The sequence below is a fragment of the Agarivorans sp. TSD2052 genome (assembly GCF_023238625.1).
Classification (GTDB): domain Bacteria; phylum Pseudomonadota; class Gammaproteobacteria; order Enterobacterales; family Celerinatantimonadaceae; genus Agarivorans.
In genome coordinates, this window is sequence record NZ_CP096670.1 from 3708041 (window position 1) to 3724948 (window position 16908).

Genomic DNA, 16908 nt, shown 5'->3' on the forward strand with positions numbered 1-16908 from the left:
ATCCCATTATTAAGTTTCGCAGTGCTACTTATAATGATGGAAGGCTAAAGTAGCTCCGAAGCTATAAATAGTTTAAGGAGTATGACTCATGCGACAGCATGCATTTAAAACAGGACTGATTAAAGTGGCTGCACTCGCAGCGGCTTTGTGTGCATTACAAGTAAACGCCGAACCCCTTCGTGATTTGGTCAAAGACCAAAAAACATTTATTGGTGCAGCATTAGAAACCCGTCATCTACAAGATAAGCAGTTTGCCGAAACGCTAGCGCGCGAATTCAATCAGCTCACCCCAGAAAACCAAATGAAATGGAGCTACCTGCAGCCAGAGCGTGGTCAATTCACCTTTGACAAAGCAGATCAACTGGTCGACTTTGCCCAACAGAACAATATGACCGTTCGTGGCCACGCCTTGGTATGGCACATTCAAAACCCTGACTGGCTAGAAAAAGGCAATTTCTCTAAAGAAGAAATGCTTAAAATCATGGAAGAGCATATCACTGCAGTGGTTAGCCATTATAAGGGCAAGGTGAAATACTGGGACGTAGTAAACGAAGCCTTAGATGATAACGGAGGCTGGCGGCCAACCATTTGGTACAACGCCATAGGTGAAGATTACATCGCCAAAGCCTTTGAATTTGCTCACAAAGCCGACCCTGATGCTATTTTAGTTTACAACGACTACTCGACCGAAGGTAAAAGCCCTAAAGCCAATGCAGCCTACCGCTTAGCGAAAAAATTGAAAGATCAAGGGGTGCCAATTCATGGTATCGGTACGCAAGCTCACTTCGTCGCGAGTGTTCAACCTCGCGTGGCCGATATTGCCGCTAATATCGAGCGCATTCAGGAACTGGGTTTAGAATTTCACTTCACCGAAATTGATATTCGAATCCAAGGTGAAGCGACAGACCGTGCCTTGCAACAGCAAGCCAATATGTATGAAGATTTGGCCAAACTTACCGCCTACTACGATAGCGTTAACTTTTTAACCACTTGGGGTATTACTGATAAATACAGTTGGATCCCATCTTGGTTTAAAGGTTACGACCATGGCCTAATGTTTGATAAGCAATATAAAGAGAAACCCGCTTATTTAGCCGTAAACAAAGTATTCGCCGATAAAGCCCAAGGTAAGTTTGATTGGGAGCCACCTGCACCCATGGCTGACACAGGTCGTCGCTTTGAAGCCTTTATTAGTAATGAAGCCAAGCAGGCAATGCCCTTAGACGGTGACGCTGCAAAATGGGTCAATGCGGTATTTTACCCATTTGCCTATAACCAATTGGGTGGTAAAGATTTAACCTTACCTGCAGAGAGTAATATTTCGGGTCGCTTTGCCTTACTTTACGACGACAACACCTTGTATGGGCGCGTAGAACGTAAAGACGACAAAACGGTGATCAGTAATAAAGCTCAAGTATGGGAAAACGACTCTGTTGAAGTATTCCTAGGTTTTGGTGAAGAGTTTGCGCAAATTCGCGCATTAGTTGGTGAAGAATTTGCACCTACTGCATTCCAAGCCGATATCAAAAACTACTGGAACGAAGACGGTACGGTATTAGAGTTTTCAATCACACCTAAGCAAACCGATACCTTATCAGGTACGACATTAGGTTTTAATATTGCGTTAGCTGATAATGACGCAGGCTCCGATGCTGGTCGCCACGCTCAACTGTACCCTGTACCTGGTACTAACAACGGTTGGCAAGGACACGATTTTGGTGAGGTATTCTTTACTGCTCAAAACACCGAAATCAGTGACAAGCTAAAAGGCCAAGTTGTCAGTTTCAAAGCAGAGCCTGTAGAAGGTCTAGATGCCAATACCGCATTTGACCCATCACAATGGGCCAATGCTTATCACTATCCGTTTGCCTTTAACCAGCTAAACTCTGCAGACCAAACGCCTCCAAGCCAAGATATTATTAGTGGCAGCTGGCGCGTGGCTTACTCTGGTAACACCTTGTATGGCGTAGTACATCGTCGTGACAGCAAAACAGTTACTAGCGGCGACGATTGGCAAGCTGACAACATAGAAATCTTTATTAAAGTTGGTGAAGAGTTCGTGCAGTTACGCAGCATTGTCGGCCAAGACTTCCAGAAAAACACCTTCCCAGGTAAGCGGGTAGCTAACTGGAATGAAGACGGTACAATTATGCAATTTGCTATTGAACTGCCGGTTGACAGCCTAAAAGGTAAACGCATTGACTGGAACATCGCGCTAGCCGACAACGATGATGGCAGCCGTAGTGCTCAGCTTTACCCAACACCAGGCAACAACACCGCCTACTTGGGTGAGCAGTTAACAGTACTTGAGTTTAGTAAATAAAATATTGCTAAAACCTGCTTAAACCAAGCCCTGTATTTACAGGGCTTTTTTATTTTCATTGTTCTCTAAAAGTTTGCCTCTGCCGGCCAATAATGTGATTTATGGATGAAACCTAAAAATTGATAAAAGCGCGCTAAAAATGGCAGTCACTAGTGCCATGAATTTCACGGCTCATCGCGCAGTTAGCACCAGCATTAACAATGTAAGCATAGTCTCAATGACAAAGGGAAAGGACATCACCGACAGTATCAATGCTCGCCTACCCAAAGCATCAGCTAAGCTTTAGAGCCTGAACCACGATTACAACAGGCGTAAGTTAAGATTATCAAAAGCCGTCATTACGCTTAGGTTTACTCACGTCATTAAAGCTTACTACAATTAAGCCGATAACTTAGTTAAGGTTGTTACCACTCACGAGCAATAATGACAGGCAGGATTATCCACTAATGCGCTTAGAACCGATTAAAAAGGTCGTCTTTAGCCTGTTGCTAATTGCACTTGGCGGTGCAGCGCTGAGTTATATTTTCATTTATCACGTTAAAGACCGTGGGGTCAGCGCTAAAGATGGCTGGCTATTTGACATATCCGGTTATCATGCGGCAATTCGTGAATCTAAACTGACCCAGCGACCGGTTTTTCTTTATTTACGCCGTCAAGCTTGCCAGCGCTGCATCGGATTTGAGCAGAACTATCTTAATAATCCCCAGATAAAAACGTTACTAAAAGACCACGTAAAAGTGCAGGTGAATATCGATACTGACCGGCGACACGAACAGTTTGCCGCTCGCTTTAAGCTTTATACCTACCCCTCCATGTTTGTTATCTTTGATGAAGAATATCCAATCTCTAGCTATTTGGTGCTTGAGATGAACCAAATATGGGTAGCGCAACAAACATTAAAAAAGGGTAATTTCATGCCCTTATCTGAAGCGAGCTTTAGTTTATCGGTGAGCCGTGCGACAATATTGGCACGAGAAGCCGCTAACATGGACGAAACAATCGGTGAAGCACCGCCTTAAATTAATTATCACTCAGTTATTATTCGCCGCATTGTTATCGATAAGCTTTACTAGCTCCGCCAGTAAAATGCTTGAAGGGCCGATGAATAACGATTGGGGCATCGCCTTTGGTTTTCGCAACGCCACCATTCCTTTTCAATCTGAATCCAATAGCGTAGCCGATATAGTGCCTTTGCTTTTTTACAAAGGCGATCGGGTTTATTTAGATGGTTTAGAAGCCGGTTATAAATTATGGAAAGAAGATGATTTCGATATTGCCCTCATGGGCCGCTATCGCTTCTTTGATATTCCAGCAGATTATCAAAACCAAATTCGCGGAGATGGCATTGATTACGGCGTGCGTAGTCAATGGCGATTCAAACCAGATTATTCATTTAACGTAGAATTACTGAGTGATGATACCGGTAAATTTCACACCAACCTTGGGCTAACATGGCAAAAATATTATAAAGATTGGTATTTTGCCCCTTATGCGACAGCCCACCTAAAAAGCAGTGACTACAATACTCGTTACTATGGGCTGGAGCTATTTGAAACTCAAGCCGATATCGATTTGAAAGCGGGAATCAATATGCGCTATCGAGTCTGGCGCGATTTCTATTTGGTAGGCCGTGTTGGTGGTACCTACTTTGGCCAAGAAACCCAAAAAGTTGAGATTATCGATCAAGATTTTCAGCTAGAGACCTTCTTAGGTATAAGTTTTTTCAATAAACAATACCAAACAACATCAGGTGACTGGCCGAAAGGCTATTTACGGGTTTCTCATGCTTGGGCTACTCCCTCTAACTTAAGTGAAATCATTAGGTTTAACGCAGAGAAAGATGAGTACAATAATCAGTTAAGTTCTATTTTCTATGGTCACCTACTGAGTGAGACTTTATTAGGGTTCCCAATTGATGTTTACCTCACTCCGGGTCTGGCTTATCACCACAGCTCTGAGGTGCAAGAACCTATCTTAGAATACATTGTGGCGTTTAAGGCTTACTACACCTTTACTTGGCCATTGCGCTGGCGTTTTGGTGTGGCTGAAGGTTTATCTTACACCACAAATATTACCTATATTGAAGAGTCAGAGTTAGCCGAAGACGGTAAAGGCTACAAGCCAAGTAAGCTGCTTAACTATTTGGACTTCTCGCTTGACTTAAACTTAGGTGATTTATTTAGAAAACCTGAAATGGAAAACATGTGGCTAGGTTATAACATTCACCACCGCTCAGGCATTTTCGAAAATTCATCGTTGTTTGGTCGGATTAAAGGCGGCAGTAATTACCAAGGTCTGCACTTTCAGTGGCATTGGTAAATAAGTGTTCAGCCTAGTCAACGCAGAACAACTGCATAATTAACGCATCTTCTCGCCCTTGCTCGCTGCAAGGGTAATAGGCTTTGCGCCGATCTATTTCAATAAAGCCAACATTGGTATACAAAGCTTGAGCTACATGGTTACTTTGTCTCACTTCTAGCAGTATTTGCTGCCATTGCTGCTGCTTAGCCAGCTGAAGCATTTCTAAGATTAAGCGCTTGCCTAAACCTTGACCTTGGTATTCAGGGTCTACGGCAATATTAATCAGCTCAGCGTCACCGGCTACAACTCGCAAAATAATATAAGCCAGTAGTCGGTTTTGTTGCCATAAACCTACGTTTCGGTATAAACCACCAAAATTGCTACTTAGCAACTGACGACTCCAAGGATGGGTATGGGCCTGCTGCTCGATATTTAGCATCGCCGGTACATCCATCACTGACAAAGGGCTTATTTGGGGGCTAGGATCTGAGTGCATATTTGTTGCCATAAAACACGTTTAGCTTGGCGATCTGACGCCAACAATTCGGGATCACACTGTAATACATGTGGATGAGCCGCAGGCGGTGTATTGGCATCAGCCCATAAAACCCAGCCTTGGTATCCTTGTGGGAAATGTTGCTGACTGACGCAGCAAATAGCCTCCCACTCCAGCTTCATTGCTGCAACGATCCCTTTAAATAGATCTTGATGCTGTTGTAGCACTAAAGGCTCAACCACAATCACTAAAGGCCATGCAGGCAGTGGTGTAATAGTTTTACTCGCAACTGTAGGCCTGGTTTGCCAAACATCAATGCCCATTTCAGCTAAATAGCTTCGCGCTTGTTTATCGATCATCAAGAAGGCCCAAATAAAGGAACATCACTCTCTCCAGCTACATTAAGCAAAGGCTAAGGGGCTTTTTTCTTTAAGCTCAAAATCGGCTTACCACTGCGTTTAGCCTGGGCCTGTTGCAATTTGTTACGCCTCGGCTGAGTGGCATTCTTATTCACAACAATGACTTTTTCAGAAGCGGGCTTTAGCTCAGGAGCGGTTTTGCTTGAGTGGGCGACCGCTTGATTAATCTCGGCCATTTCACTGCTAGTGAGGTTGCGCCATTGGCCCGGTTTTAAATTATCTAAACGTACATTCATGATCCGAGTACGTTTCAGTTTGGTCACTTCGTAACCCAAGTACTCACACATTCTGCGAATTTGTCGGTTTAAACCTTGAGTGAGAATAATGGTAAATACAAATTTACTATTAACTCTTACTTTACAAGGCTTAGTAACAGTATCCAGAATCGGTACACCACGAGACATTCGCTCGACAAAACGCTCACTTAAGGGCTTATCTACGGTTACTACGTATTCTTTGTCATGGGCATTTTCGGCACGTAGGATCTTATTCACTATATCGCCGTCACTAGTGAGAAAAATCAAACCTTCAGAAGGTTTGTCTAAGCGACCAATCGGGAAAATACGTTGTTTATGTCCAATGGCATCGATCATATTACCTTTAACATGCAGCTCGGTGGTGCTGGTTATGCCAACAGGTTTATTGTAGGCAATATAAACACGGTCTGATTTATTACCGGCAATCGCTTTAATTAGCTTCCCATCAACCGCGACCTTGTCTCCAACTTGAACTTTTGTTCCCAGCTCGGGCTTTTGTCCGTTAATCGTTACTCGTTGTTGTTCGATTAATTTGTCGGCTTCTCGGCGCGAACAAAATCCAGAGTCACTGATAAATTTATTTAGGCGCTTTTCATTTGATGAGGTCACAGGGGGTTCCGCTAGCTAATGTACCCGCCTATTAAAACATAAACGCCGTCAGCTATTAAACGCTTAATCGGTTTAAGCGGTCATTTGTACCGCCATCTCTCGCCCCTGCCCTCGCACTTTATCAATGGTAAGGTAAAAAGATGAGGGTAAAACCAATCGTCCAGTATTGGCGTGGCTGGCAAAATAGTCTATTTTTGCGGCTTCGCTCTCTAGTGCATCCCAGTCACGATGGATTTGGCAAGAAAAATGCAATATAAACGCTCGAAGCGGTTCTATTTTTGCTTGTTCAGGCGTGATGTGAAATTCAATAGCATCAACCAGACGAGGCGGAAACTTCCACTGACGAGCCAACTCGGCACCTAATTTATCGTAACTAATACCTAATAATTCTTGCTGTAAAGCAATCCGGTCTTCCCCTTTGGCCTGACGAATCGCTATCTCATTGGCGACATCTGGCACCAAGGTATAAATCATCAAATCGCCTATATTATGGAGGATCCCTGCGGTAAACATTTCATTTGAATCGATCGACAGCTTTTCTGCCATTTTGCTAGCAATAGTGGCGATTTCAAAGCTATCACACCAAAAATCACGCAAGTTAAGGTTTTTAACTTTGGGGAAAGCGCCGGTAAGCCAAGAAACAACGATCATCGTCTTTAAAGGAGCTAATCCTAAACGGATAACCGCTTCATTAATTGACGCAATGGTTCTACTTCGACCAAAATGCGCAGAATTAGATAAACGGAGTACTCGAGCACTAATCACTTGGTCCATCGCGATTTTTTTGGCTAGTGCTGAAAATTCGCAGTCTGGGTGATTAAGCATATCAACCAGCTCTTGTACCACTTGAGATATTCTAGGTAGTTCGTTAACACGGGACAGCAATTCTCGTTCGGTCATCCAAACCTCCAAATAAGAAAGCGTTCACTCGCTTCCCTAAAATGCTCAGGGCTATGTAAAGTAAAATCTGTTAGGCGCAGTCCTGCAACCCGACAGCTTAAATATCCAACATATCAGCATGTAAAGGCAGGGTAAAGTAATCAAATTACGCACCTGAGCTTAGTTTAGACAAAAAAACGCCATCTAGTAGCAATAAAGCAACTAAATGGCGGGATTGCAAATTCCCCCCTGATATCCGTATAGGTTTAGCCCATTCTATTGCGCGTAATCTTGGGCATTATACTGCTGACCACTTGGCGCATCACTGGCCAGTAAAATAGGCACTAACGCTCCAGGGATCACGGAATCAGGATGATTAGGTGCTTGCTCACCGCCTAGATCTGTTTGTAACCATCCAGGGTCCATCAGACTCATCACCACTCCAGTGCCACTGATGCTAGGTAACATATCGCGAACATAGCGGTCTAAGGCAGCTTTTGAACAACTGTAGGCCATTAACTGTGGTTGGTCGGCAATGCCCGAGGTCACGTTCACGACTCGACCAAAGGCGTGTTTAATCATCTGTGGTATAAAGGCATCACATAACTTGGCTGGGGCAATGCAGTTAACCTCAAAACTGTTTGCGTAGTCGTCTGCGCTCACTTGATAAGTATCAGACCACGGAGTCATGATTGCGGCATTGTTATACAAAATAGCCAAGTGAGCAGCAGTAATTGTGTTTACTTCGGCAATTAAACGCTGCACATCGGCGCGTTTCGACAGCTCAGCCGCAACCGCGACAGCCTGCCCACCAGCTGCTTCAATCTGTTCAACCACCGCTCTAGAGCTATCTAATTGTCGGCTATGCACAATAACTTTAGCGCCTTCGGCAGCTAAGGCTTTAGCAACGCGCAAGCCGACACCGCGGCTTGCGCCAGTGACTAGCGCCCATTTATCTTTTAATTGCATTTTTCACCTTTTGTTACGGCTAGGCATAAGCACTCGGAAATGAGCACAGCGAGTGGGTAATCTTAAACCTAATTGGCCTTGTTACAGAGCGAAGCTATTAGCAATCGAGTAAACTTTGAACCCGCCTAAATATTTCGCTCAAAAGATGAAACAAGCTTTCACCAATAGTGGCTTACAACTGAACAAATACGCTGAGAGTTCACAGCAGACAAGCCCACGACGCGCTTTAAACCCCGCGGATAACTCAGCATTGCACGCTCAATCACTAGCTAGGCTTCACCATACTATTTTGCCGCTATTCCCAGCGCGCAGCTTGCTCTTCTAACTCAAAGGCAATCACCTTCCCCTCTTCAACTAATTGTAATACCTCACTGGGTGAGCCGTCGGCGTTTAGCCTTAACAAACCAATACCAGCGGCATTTAATAAACGCTCTCCACGGGCTGCGCCTTGCGGACGGTGAGGTATGATTTTCATCCGTCTACGCTTAGTAAACCAATTTAACGGCGATCTAGGCGAATACAAATAACGATTGAGCCGATCAAACACATCCAACAGCTTTGCTGGGAATTCATTTTTAATACCGCTGCTGGTTATTTGCCATATATCGGGTCCACGATGACGCCCTCTAAATTCGACTCGGTAAGCAAAAGAGTAATGCACATCCCCTGACAAAATAACAAAATGATTAGGGGTTTTAGGGTGTCGAAACAAATTTAATAAAGCATTGGCTGAGCCTGGGTGAGCCATCCAATTTTCAGCATCCACCAACAAGGGTTTGCCAAACCAGGTAAATATCCGTTGAATCACTTCTATCAACTTCACCCCAAAAACCGGCGCGGGTGACACCATTATTACCGCCTCTTGACCAAGCAACTGCTGTTGTAAATTGGTTAAAGATTCCCAATCCATCAGCCCCGACGGCGAGGCTAGATTACGCTCAGAGCGCCAACGGTGGGTTCGTGTATCTAACACGATTAAGCTTGGCTGAGTATCCCAGTGATAGTGCCAATGAGGGAAGCTAAGAAAATCATCGATAATTGCCAAATGGGCGTCTTCGCCGGGTTTTGCCAGGCTAGCTTGTACCTGAGCAAGCAATTCCGCTGAGAAGTTTTCTGGCGCATTCCCCCAACCTTGGCAAATGAAGTATCCACATAAAGCGTTACCAATAATCCGCTTAGAAAAGGCATGACCATAGGCGCTTTGCTCCCAAGCGGCCGTCAAATTCCAATCATCGGTCACATCATGGTCGTCAAACATCATGGCGCAAGGTAAATGCGCCATTAGCCGCTGCACCTTAGCGAGTCCCTTTGAAAACTTCGCGATAACTTGCTGCTGTTTAAGGTAGTTATCTCGATGTTCTGACAACAAATCTTCGGGCGGGCTTAAATCTATGTTTTGCCATACACTGGGCGACCACACTAACAAATACATGGCTAAGACTTCTGCCAAAGAGATCAAATGATTATTAGCATTATCAGAGGTAAATATAGGCTTTTTCACCCCTGAAAACAGAGCCTTATAGGCCCCCTCTTGATTCGAGTCGCGCGGTAACAAGTGTTGTCGTTGTAAATAGTATGGCTCATCATTGTGCAGTTGCTGGCTATCATTAATAACGGCATCACTGAAACTCTCAATGCTAAAGCCCAAACGTTTAATCAACTGGTGAATCGCCAGCAACATCGGCGTAGCTACATCATCAGCATAAATTTGGTCACCGCTCATCATTAGCAAACTAGGCCACTCTTGTGGTGGTGTTTTAGCCAACCATGCATCAGCGCTCACCAAACCATCACTGCTATTATGGTGGGGCTTACGACAAGAACCATGCAGTAAGTTTTTGACCCTACCCGGTACCCTAAAACCAGGCAATGAATATGCTGGATACACCAAATTTGGCGCCCAGTCTTGCCAACAAAGCCATTCTCGCTTGCCATCTACCTGTAACCGTAAATCGTAAGCAATCCATGTTTCTAAGGGTAAGGCCAGCGCCAGTGTTATGTCTAACAAGTGATAGTAAATGTTTTCGCCTGCTTTGAGCGTGTGCACTGAGTCATCTATCTGCTCCGGATTAAGCTCAATCGCAGCTTGGTCTTCAGGGCAAAAGCGAATACTCAACGAAACGGCTTGCGAGGTAGCCAACCAAATACCCACTTGATGTTGAGATACGCGACGTAAAATAGGCCCTGCTAATACTAAAGCTAATTCGGATTGATTCATGATTGTTGAAATCTCCTATGCTCGAAAGGGGGGCAATCAAGCCACCACCCACAATAAGCTTATGCGAAAAAACCAATATCAGTACAGTTGCTAAGCGCAAACAACCTTTTAAGGGCTCACGGTCTATTTGACAATCGGGATAAAAGCGAGATTTAGGGCATAAAAAAAGCCCGCTAAAAGCGAGCTTCGTATTCAGTAAAAATTAACGCCTTTTTATAGGCCTTCAGCATTTGCAGATAAGTACTTAGCAACACCTTCAGGGCTAGCATCCATACCTTCTTTGCCTTCTTCCCACTGTGCAGGACAAACTTCGCCGTGCTTCTCATGGAAGTTTAATGCGTCAACCATACGCAACATTTCATCGATGTTACGGCCTAGTGGTAAATCGTTGACTACTTGGTGACGAACAACACCAGCAGTATCAATCAAGAAAGAACCACGGAATGCAACACCCGCTTCAGGATGCTCAACATCATAGGCTTTACAGATTTCGTGTTTAACGTCTGCAATTAGCGGGTATTGAACTTGGCCGATACCGCCGTCTTCAATCGCAGTGTTACGCCATGCATTGTGAGAAAATTGAGAATCAATAGAAACGCCAATCACTTCAACACCTTTCTCTTGAAAATCTTTAAAGCGGTGGTCAAAAGCGATCAACTCAGAAGGACAAACAAAAGTAAAATCTAGTGGGTAAAAGAACACTACTGCGGCTTTGCCCTTGATATGCTCACTTAACGTAAAGCTATCAACAATTTCGCCATTACCTAGAACAGCTGCGGCAGTGAAGTCTGGAGCAGGACGACCAACTAAAACACTCATTTCGTATTCCTTGTTAATTTGGGTTATCAATATCGCTACAAATAATGCGCTAATTTCATCGAACAAACGAATTGTTATAATCAATCAGTTTGATAGTTAAAACCTATTGAATAATAGATTAATAAACCAGCACCCAATTAATAGCCTAAAAGCAAGCACTTGTAAATACTACTTTATATAACTTAATCGAACTCGTGAGGTAAGTTTAGTGACCAATTCGTAGGCGATGGTTCCTACTGCTTTTGCTACCGTCTCCACCGGTAACTCGGCCCCCCATAGTACCACCCTATCACCTACAGAATCAGTGGCCTTAGCGCCTAAATCAACACATAACATATCCATCGATACGCGACCAACAATAGGGACTAAACGCCCGTTAACCCAAACCGGTGTACCGCTAGGGGCACTTCGAGGGTAGCCATCACCATAACCCATTGCCACCACGCCCAAGCGAGTATCTTGCTCTGCTTGCCAGGTGGCGCCATAACCCACCGTTTCACCCTTAGGATGCTCACGAACAGCAATCAAATTGGATTGCAAAGTCATCACCGGCAGTAAGTTAAGATCCTTGCCGGTATTGTCAATCTGCGGCGATATCCCGTAAATAGAGATACCAGGTCGATTCCAATCTTTGTGTGAGTCTGGCCACAACAAAATGCCAGCAGAATTAGCTAGCGATGCTTCGACATCATAACCCTCACAGAGATCATTGAACTCAGCGATTTGCTTACGATTCAGTGGATGTTCAATCTCATCAGCGCAAGCAAAGTGACTGATAAAAGTAGGCTTAGTTTGAATGTTGTGGCAAGCCTCTATGCGAGGCATCAGCGCGGTAAACTGCTCGGGTAACAAACCTAAACGATGCATTCCTGTATCTAGCTTAATCCAGGTATCAAGAGGGTTTGGCAGCCTGAGTGTTTCTAATTGGATTAATTGCTGCTCACTATGAATAACCGTAGAGATATCATTGCTGGCTAATATCAATGCTTCGGCTTCGTCAAAGAATCCTTCCAAGACTAATAGTTTGCTGTTTATACCCGCTTGTCGCAGCGTTAAAGCTTCATTCGTGCGCGCAACCGCAAAGCCATCAGCATATTGTTGTAAGCATTTAGCTACCTGCAACATGCCATGCCCATAAGCGTTAGCCTTGATCACCACCAACACTTTACTGGCTGGCGCTAAAGCGCGCAGCGCTGCTAAGTTATGCTGGAGTGCCGATAGTGACACGGCAGCATTAGCTATATTCATTAAGCTTTATTCGTCATCGTAAAATTCACCCGCCCAGTTATCAAAGCGAGAGAACTGGCCTTGGAAGGTCAGTGCAATTCTACCAATAGGACCATTCCGCTGCTTACCGATAATAATCTCTGCCATGCCTTTATTCGCGGAGTCTTCGTGGTATACCTCATCACGATAAATAAACATAATGAGATCGGCATCCTGCTCAATTGAGCCTGATTCACGCAAATCTGAGTTAATTGGGCGTTTATCTGCCCGCTGCTCCAAACCACGGTTAAGCTGTGAAAGAGCGACTACCGGCACGTTTAGCTCTTTTGCTAAAGATTTTAACGAGCGAGAAATTTCGGCAATTTCTAAGGTTCGGTTGTCGCTAAGACCCGGCACTTGCATCAGTTGCAAGTAGTCAATCATGATCATGCTAAGCCCGCCTTCTTCTCGCGCCACACGACGGGCGCGAGAGCGAACTTCGGTGGGGGTTAAGCCAGAGGAGTCGTCCACATACATCTTAGATTTTTCGGCCATAAGACCCATAGTAGAAGATAATCTTGCCCAATCGTCATCATCTAGGGCGCCGGTTCTGATTTTAGTTTGGTCAATTCGCCCAAGCGAGGCCAACATCCGCATCATGATTTGCTCAGAGGGCATCTCCAAACTAAAAATCAGAGCGGGTTTATCTTGGGTCATTGCTGCGTATTCACATAAGTTCATCGCAAAGGTAGTTTTACCCATCGATGGACGGGCAGCAACAATAATTAGGTCGGAGCCTTGCAAGCCTGCTGTTTTCTTGTCTAAATCAGCAAAACCAGTCGAGACACCAGTTACACCGTCGTTCGGCGATTTATATAGTTCTTCAATTTTATCAATGGTTGCTGCTAATAGACCCTTCACTTCTTTTGGGCCTTCGTTGGCGTTAGCCCGCGACTCAGCAATTTTAAACACCTTGCTCTCGGCAAAATCTAATAAATCACTGCTCTTACGGCCTGCCGGCTCATAACAACTGTCAGCAATTTCATTGGCTACCGCAATCAATTCCCGGGTCACCGCTCGCTCTCGCACAATTTCGGCGTAGGCTCGAATGTTCGCCGCACTCGGTGTATTTTTGGCAATTTCACCTAAGTAAGCAAAACCACCGATATCTTCTAATTGCTCTTGTCGCTCTAACTCTTCTGAAACGGTCACCAAATCGATCGGTTGGCCAGCCTCTGCAAGGCGAGTCATAGCAGCAAACGTAAATTGATGAGCGCGCTGATAGAAGTCCTGCTCAACCACTTGCTCGGCGACGTTATCCCAAGCATTGTTGTCCAGCATCAGACCGCCTAGTACCGCCTGCTCCGCTTCAAGGGAGTGAGGAGGTGTTTTCAGCTGATCTACCTGAGAGTCTCTAGGCTTCTTGTCTTTCTCTTTATATTTACGAGGGGGCGCTGTGGCTGCCATAATCTATCATTGCGGTTGTCTTTTACTGGCGCCTATTATGCGGGATTATGGAGATGACACCAAGTAACATTTTGTTGTGATGCTGCTTATTAAAACACTGTGATCTCGCGCCACAAAAAAGCCAGCTCAAGGCTGGCCTAGTGATAAAGAGAATGACTTACATTTTTGAGAAGTAAGCCGCAAGCTCTGCGATTTCAGCATCACTGAGTGCCGCAGCTTGGGCTTGCATTATTGCCGCTTGGCCGCCATTGCGCTGCTTGTCTTTATAAGCTTTCAAAGAAGAAATCAAATATTGCTCATTCTGACCAGCTAGGTGGGGATAACCCGGTATCATCGCTTTACCTTCAGCACCGTGACAAGCTGCGCACAAAGGCGCTTTGGCTGGAGCCGCATTAGCGGTTGATACAACAAACGGAAGTAACATTGCCATAGCAAGTATCAATTTGTTCATCTTCGTCCTCATTATTGTTATTTATAAATCCCATGAATTGAGCCCTGTAGCCCATGCTCCACAACAATAAGCCTCAGGTAACTTTAGCTTATCAAATAAAGCTAAACAGCAACAGCTTGGCTCATTGAGAGTATATGCTTAACCCGCTACTGCGGCAAAATATCAACGAATACTTAATACTAAGAACGTCAAACACCGCTAAACAATTCTACAGGCGCTCCCTGTAAGCTATCGTCACGATCGTGGGTAACCAAGATAGCGGGAATATTAAGTTGCTCAATTCTCTCTTTTACGAACTGTCTAAATTGTTTACGCAGAGGCCTATCTAACTTGCTAAATGGCTCATCCAGTAACAGCAGTTTTGGCTGGGCCAATAAGCTACGTAATACGCTAACTCGGGCTCTTTGACCACCAGAGAGACTCGCTATATCACGCAATTCATAGCCCTGCATACCCGCATCCATCAGAGCCTGAGCAATAATCCGTTTAGCATCGGCCTGCTGTGACTTGGCTAAAGCATACTGAAGGTTTTGCGCTACATTAAAATGTGGGAACAGCAAGTCATCTTGAAACAATATCCCCACTTGTCGCTGGGCTTGGGGTAAATCAATAATATTCACCCCTGCCAATAATATGTTTCCGCTACAGTTAAATGTAGCATCTAGGGTGCCTGCAATAGCCGCCAAAAAAGTAGATTTGCCACAGCCACTGGGCCCCATGATGGTTAACACTTCTCCTGGCGCCACGCTTAAGTTAATGTCAGCCATTAATCGCTGTTCAGCTGACTGCAGGCTAAAATTGTTGATTGTTAGCAATACTTACATTCCTCGATGATGACGATAACGCCATTTGGGCCAGATGATGGCAAAGCTATATACCGTTAGCGGCAACAATATCTGCCAAATGACCATGACCGCAGTCACTCTGCGATCCCCCCCTGACGCTAATGCCACTGCTTCAGTAGTCAAGGTGCTAATTCGCCCGCCACCAACAAACAGAGTCGGCAAATATTGGGCAATACTTACCGCAAAACCTATCGCAAAAGCCAGCAGTAAAGGTTTAGTTAGCATGGGGATTTTTACCCGCCAAAAGCTACGCCAATAGCTTTGTGACAAACTCACCGCCGCTTGCACGTAGCGTTGATCATAGCTTTGATAATTATCGACTAACGATAAATACACATAGGGTAAAACAAACACCAAATGTGCCCATACCACGCTAATAAACAGACCATCGAGGTGGAACTTAAATAGCTGCACCTGCATACCAAACAAAAACACTACTTGTGGCAACAATAACGGTAAGTACATCACCAGCGACCACCAGCCTGAATGTTGTCGGCGTTGGTGTTGAAATTCTAAACACCCTACAACCAAGATTAAGCTAAGCCCCGCAGATAACATTGCGATAGACAAACTACTGCTTAAAGGCTGGTAGAGATAGGTTTCTGCTTGCTGCCAATAATGTAGGCTCCATTGTGACGGCAGCCCCTCAGGGAAGCGCCAGCGCCACGCAAAAGACCAAATAGCAATAAGCAGCACACTTAAGGCAAGTATCAACACGGTAATCAGTAAGAAGACCCGCGCAGGTGTCGCGCTCGATGCTTTAAGGCGAATGCCTTGCATAGTCCGTCGCAAATTCAACCTAAGATAGAGTTGTTCCAATAGCAGAGCGCCAGCCAAACTGAATAACACCACCACCAACAACAATAAAGCACCAGCGGCGCCCGTTAAACGCATCTCTATATTGCTATCACTAAACCACTGCCACACGAGTAAACCCAATGTGGCCGGATGACTGGGGCCGATAATTTGCGCCACATCAACCACGGTGAGTGAGAAGACTAACACTGCAAATAGTGGCAAGCGTATCCTTTTAAGCAACTGTGGGATCAGCACGCTGCGCCACACTTGCGCTGCTGAGTAGGCAAAACTTTGACCAATCGCTAAGCTCGATTTAACTGGCAGCTGTGAGCAGGCTCCCATCACTACCAGCAGTAAAAATGGCAGCTCTTTTATCCACAACGCTAGAATAAGGCTAATCCCCCAACTGTCTTGTGTGGTGGTCCACATTGGCGGATAAGCAAAGCCGGTCAACCAAGGTGATAACCAGCGCATAATCCAGCCGCTAGGCGCCAATAAAAACAATAAGGCAATCGCCATTGCCGCATGAGGAATGGCTAAGAATGGCGCTAGGCTTTTTTCTAATAGCCGCCACCAAGCGCTGTGATAACAGTGCATTGCTATCCAAAAGGCGCTAAATAAGGAAAGTAAGGTTGCAGCCCAACCACTAAACAAGCTTAAGGCAATGCCAGACCACAATGCAGGCTGGGCAAACAAATTCTGCCATGCAGAGAAACTAAAGCTGCGGTGTCCCGCTAACGGAAAATAGCCAAAAGCCGGTAACAATGTATCGATAAAGCCGAAAATTAACGGTAACAGCAGCAATCCACTGGTTATCAGTGGAAATACTACCATCGTTTTTTTTCTCGAAA

The 16908-nt window shown here is 45.0% G+C and carries 15 protein-coding genes; 3 read left to right on the top strand and 12 right to left on the bottom strand.

Going from position 1 to position 16908, the window contains the following annotated elements:
* Positions 1 to 88 precede the first annotated feature (88 nt).
* From M0C34_RS16855 to M0C34_RS16865, 3 genes are all read left to right on the top strand, one after another.
* Complete coding sequence (locus M0C34_RS16855) at positions 89 to 2323, top strand: endo-1,4-beta-xylanase (RefSeq protein WP_248712837.1); 2235 nt, start codon at positions 89 to 91, stop codon at positions 2321 to 2323.
* A 446-nt stretch (positions 2324 to 2769) separates the two neighbouring features.
* Entirely contained in the window at positions 2770 to 3342 is a 573-nt protein-coding gene (locus M0C34_RS16860) for a thioredoxin family protein (protein ID WP_248712838.1), read from the top strand.
* Positions 3326 to 4642 (top strand): MipA/OmpV family protein, encoded by a 1317-nt coding sequence (locus tag M0C34_RS16865; protein WP_248712839.1) that lies wholly within the window; start codon positions 3326 to 3328, stop codon positions 4640 to 4642. The genes M0C34_RS16860 and M0C34_RS16865 overlap by 17 nt, the downstream gene beginning before the upstream one ends.
* A 13-nt stretch (positions 4643 to 4655) precedes the next feature.
* Here M0C34_RS16865 and rimI read toward each other — a convergent pair whose 3' ends face one another.
* From rimI to M0C34_RS16925, 12 genes are all read right to left on the bottom strand, one after another.
* Positions 4656 to 5120, bottom strand: a complete 465-nt coding sequence (gene rimI, locus M0C34_RS16870; protein ID WP_248712840.1) for a ribosomal protein S18-alanine N-acetyltransferase — start codon at positions 5118 to 5120, stop codon at positions 4656 to 4658.
* Positions 5093 to 5479: a DNA polymerase III subunit psi gene (locus tag M0C34_RS16875; protein WP_248712841.1), complete on the bottom strand. Its 387-nt coding sequence runs from the start codon at positions 5477 to 5479 to the stop codon at positions 5093 to 5095. Before M0C34_RS16875 ends, rimI begins: the two co-directional genes overlap by 28 nt.
* A gap of 53 nt (positions 5480 to 5532) precedes the next feature.
* Entirely contained in the window at positions 5533 to 6405 is an 873-nt protein-coding gene (gene rluF / locus M0C34_RS16880; RefSeq protein ID WP_248712842.1) for a 23S rRNA pseudouridine(2604) synthase RluF, read from the bottom strand.
* A gap of 72 nt (positions 6406 to 6477) precedes the next feature.
* A complete protein-coding gene (locus M0C34_RS16885) occupies positions 6478 to 7305 on the bottom strand; it encodes an HDOD domain-containing protein (RefSeq protein WP_248712843.1) in 828 nt (275 codons plus the stop codon).
* A gap of 255 nt (positions 7306 to 7560) precedes the next feature.
* Positions 7561 to 8253 carry an SDR family NAD(P)-dependent oxidoreductase gene (locus M0C34_RS16890; protein WP_248712844.1) on the bottom strand — a complete coding sequence of 231 codons (693 nt, stop codon included), beginning with the start codon at positions 8251 to 8253 and terminating at the stop codon, positions 7561 to 7563.
* Positions 8254 to 8548: 295 nt separating this feature from the next.
* Entirely contained in the window at positions 8549 to 10471 is a 1923-nt protein-coding gene (locus M0C34_RS16895; RefSeq protein WP_248712845.1) for an alkaline phosphatase D family protein, read from the bottom strand.
* 213 nt (positions 10472 to 10684) lie between these two features.
* The gene (locus M0C34_RS16900; protein ID WP_248712846.1) at positions 10685 to 11290 is read right to left on the bottom strand and encodes a peroxiredoxin; all 606 of its coding nucleotides are present in this window, start codon (positions 11288 to 11290) and stop codon (positions 10685 to 10687) included.
* Positions 11291 to 11458: 168 nt separating this feature from the next.
* Entirely contained in the window at positions 11459 to 12538 is a 1080-nt protein-coding gene (alr, locus tag M0C34_RS16905; RefSeq protein WP_248712847.1) for an alanine racemase, read from the bottom strand.
* Between the two features lie 6 nt (positions 12539 to 12544).
* Positions 12545 to 13963, bottom strand: coding sequence for a replicative DNA helicase (gene dnaB / locus M0C34_RS16910; RefSeq protein WP_248712848.1), 1419 nt, complete (start codon positions 13961 to 13963; stop codon positions 12545 to 12547).
* A gap of 157 nt (positions 13964 to 14120) precedes the next feature.
* The gene (locus tag M0C34_RS16915) at positions 14121 to 14414 is read right to left on the bottom strand and encodes a c-type cytochrome (protein ID WP_248712849.1); all 294 of its coding nucleotides are present in this window, start codon (positions 14412 to 14414) and stop codon (positions 14121 to 14123) included.
* 188 nt (positions 14415 to 14602) lie between these two features.
* Positions 14603 to 15229, bottom strand: coding sequence for an ATP-binding cassette domain-containing protein (locus tag M0C34_RS16920; RefSeq protein WP_248712850.1), 627 nt, complete (start codon positions 15227 to 15229; stop codon positions 14603 to 14605).
* A gap of 3 nt (positions 15230 to 15232) precedes the next feature.
* Positions 15233 to 16891 (bottom strand): ABC transporter permease, encoded by a 1659-nt coding sequence (locus tag M0C34_RS16925; RefSeq protein ID WP_248712851.1) that lies wholly within the window; start codon positions 16889 to 16891, stop codon positions 15233 to 15235.
* Positions 16892 to 16908: the final 17 nt, after the last annotated feature.

Excerpts from the sequence above, each read along its gene's own strand:
- M0C34_RS16855 (WP_248712837.1), top strand. The coding sequence starts at position 89 with ATGCGACAGCATGCATTTAAAACAGGACTGATTAAAGTGGCTGCACTC.
- M0C34_RS16860 (WP_248712838.1), top strand. The coding sequence starts at position 2,770 with ATGCGCTTAGAACCGATTAAAAAGGTCGTCTTTAGCCTGTTGCTAATT.
- rimI (WP_248712840.1), bottom strand. The coding sequence starts at position 5,120 with ATGCACTCAGATCCTAGCCCCCAAATAAGCCCTTTGTCAGTGATGGAT.
- M0C34_RS16875 (WP_248712841.1), bottom strand. The coding sequence starts at position 5,479 with ATGATCGATAAACAAGCGCGAAGCTATTTAGCTGAAATGGGCATTGAT.
- M0C34_RS16885 (WP_248712843.1), bottom strand. The coding sequence starts at position 7,305 with ATGACCGAACGAGAATTGCTGTCCCGTGTTAACGAACTACCTAGAATA.
- M0C34_RS16890 (WP_248712844.1), bottom strand. The coding sequence starts at position 8,253 with ATGCAATTAAAAGATAAATGGGCGCTAGTCACTGGCGCAAGCCGCGGT.
- M0C34_RS16895 (WP_248712845.1), bottom strand. The coding sequence starts at position 10,471 with ATGAATCAATCCGAATTAGCTTTAGTATTAGCAGGGCCTATTTTACGT.
- M0C34_RS16900 (WP_248712846.1), bottom strand. The coding sequence starts at position 11,290 with ATGAGTGTTTTAGTTGGTCGTCCTGCTCCAGACTTCACTGCCGCAGCT.
- alr (WP_248712847.1), bottom strand. The coding sequence starts at position 12,538 with ATGAATATAGCTAATGCTGCCGTGTCACTATCGGCACTCCAGCATAAC.
- dnaB (WP_248712848.1), bottom strand. The coding sequence starts at position 13,963 with ATGGCAGCCACAGCGCCCCCTCGTAAATATAAAGAGAAAGACAAGAAG.
- M0C34_RS16915 (WP_248712849.1), bottom strand. The coding sequence starts at position 14,414 with ATGAACAAATTGATACTTGCTATGGCAATGTTACTTCCGTTTGTTGTA.
- M0C34_RS16925 (WP_248712851.1), bottom strand. The coding sequence starts at position 16,891 with ATGGTAGTATTTCCACTGATAACCAGTGGATTGCTGCTGTTACCGTTA.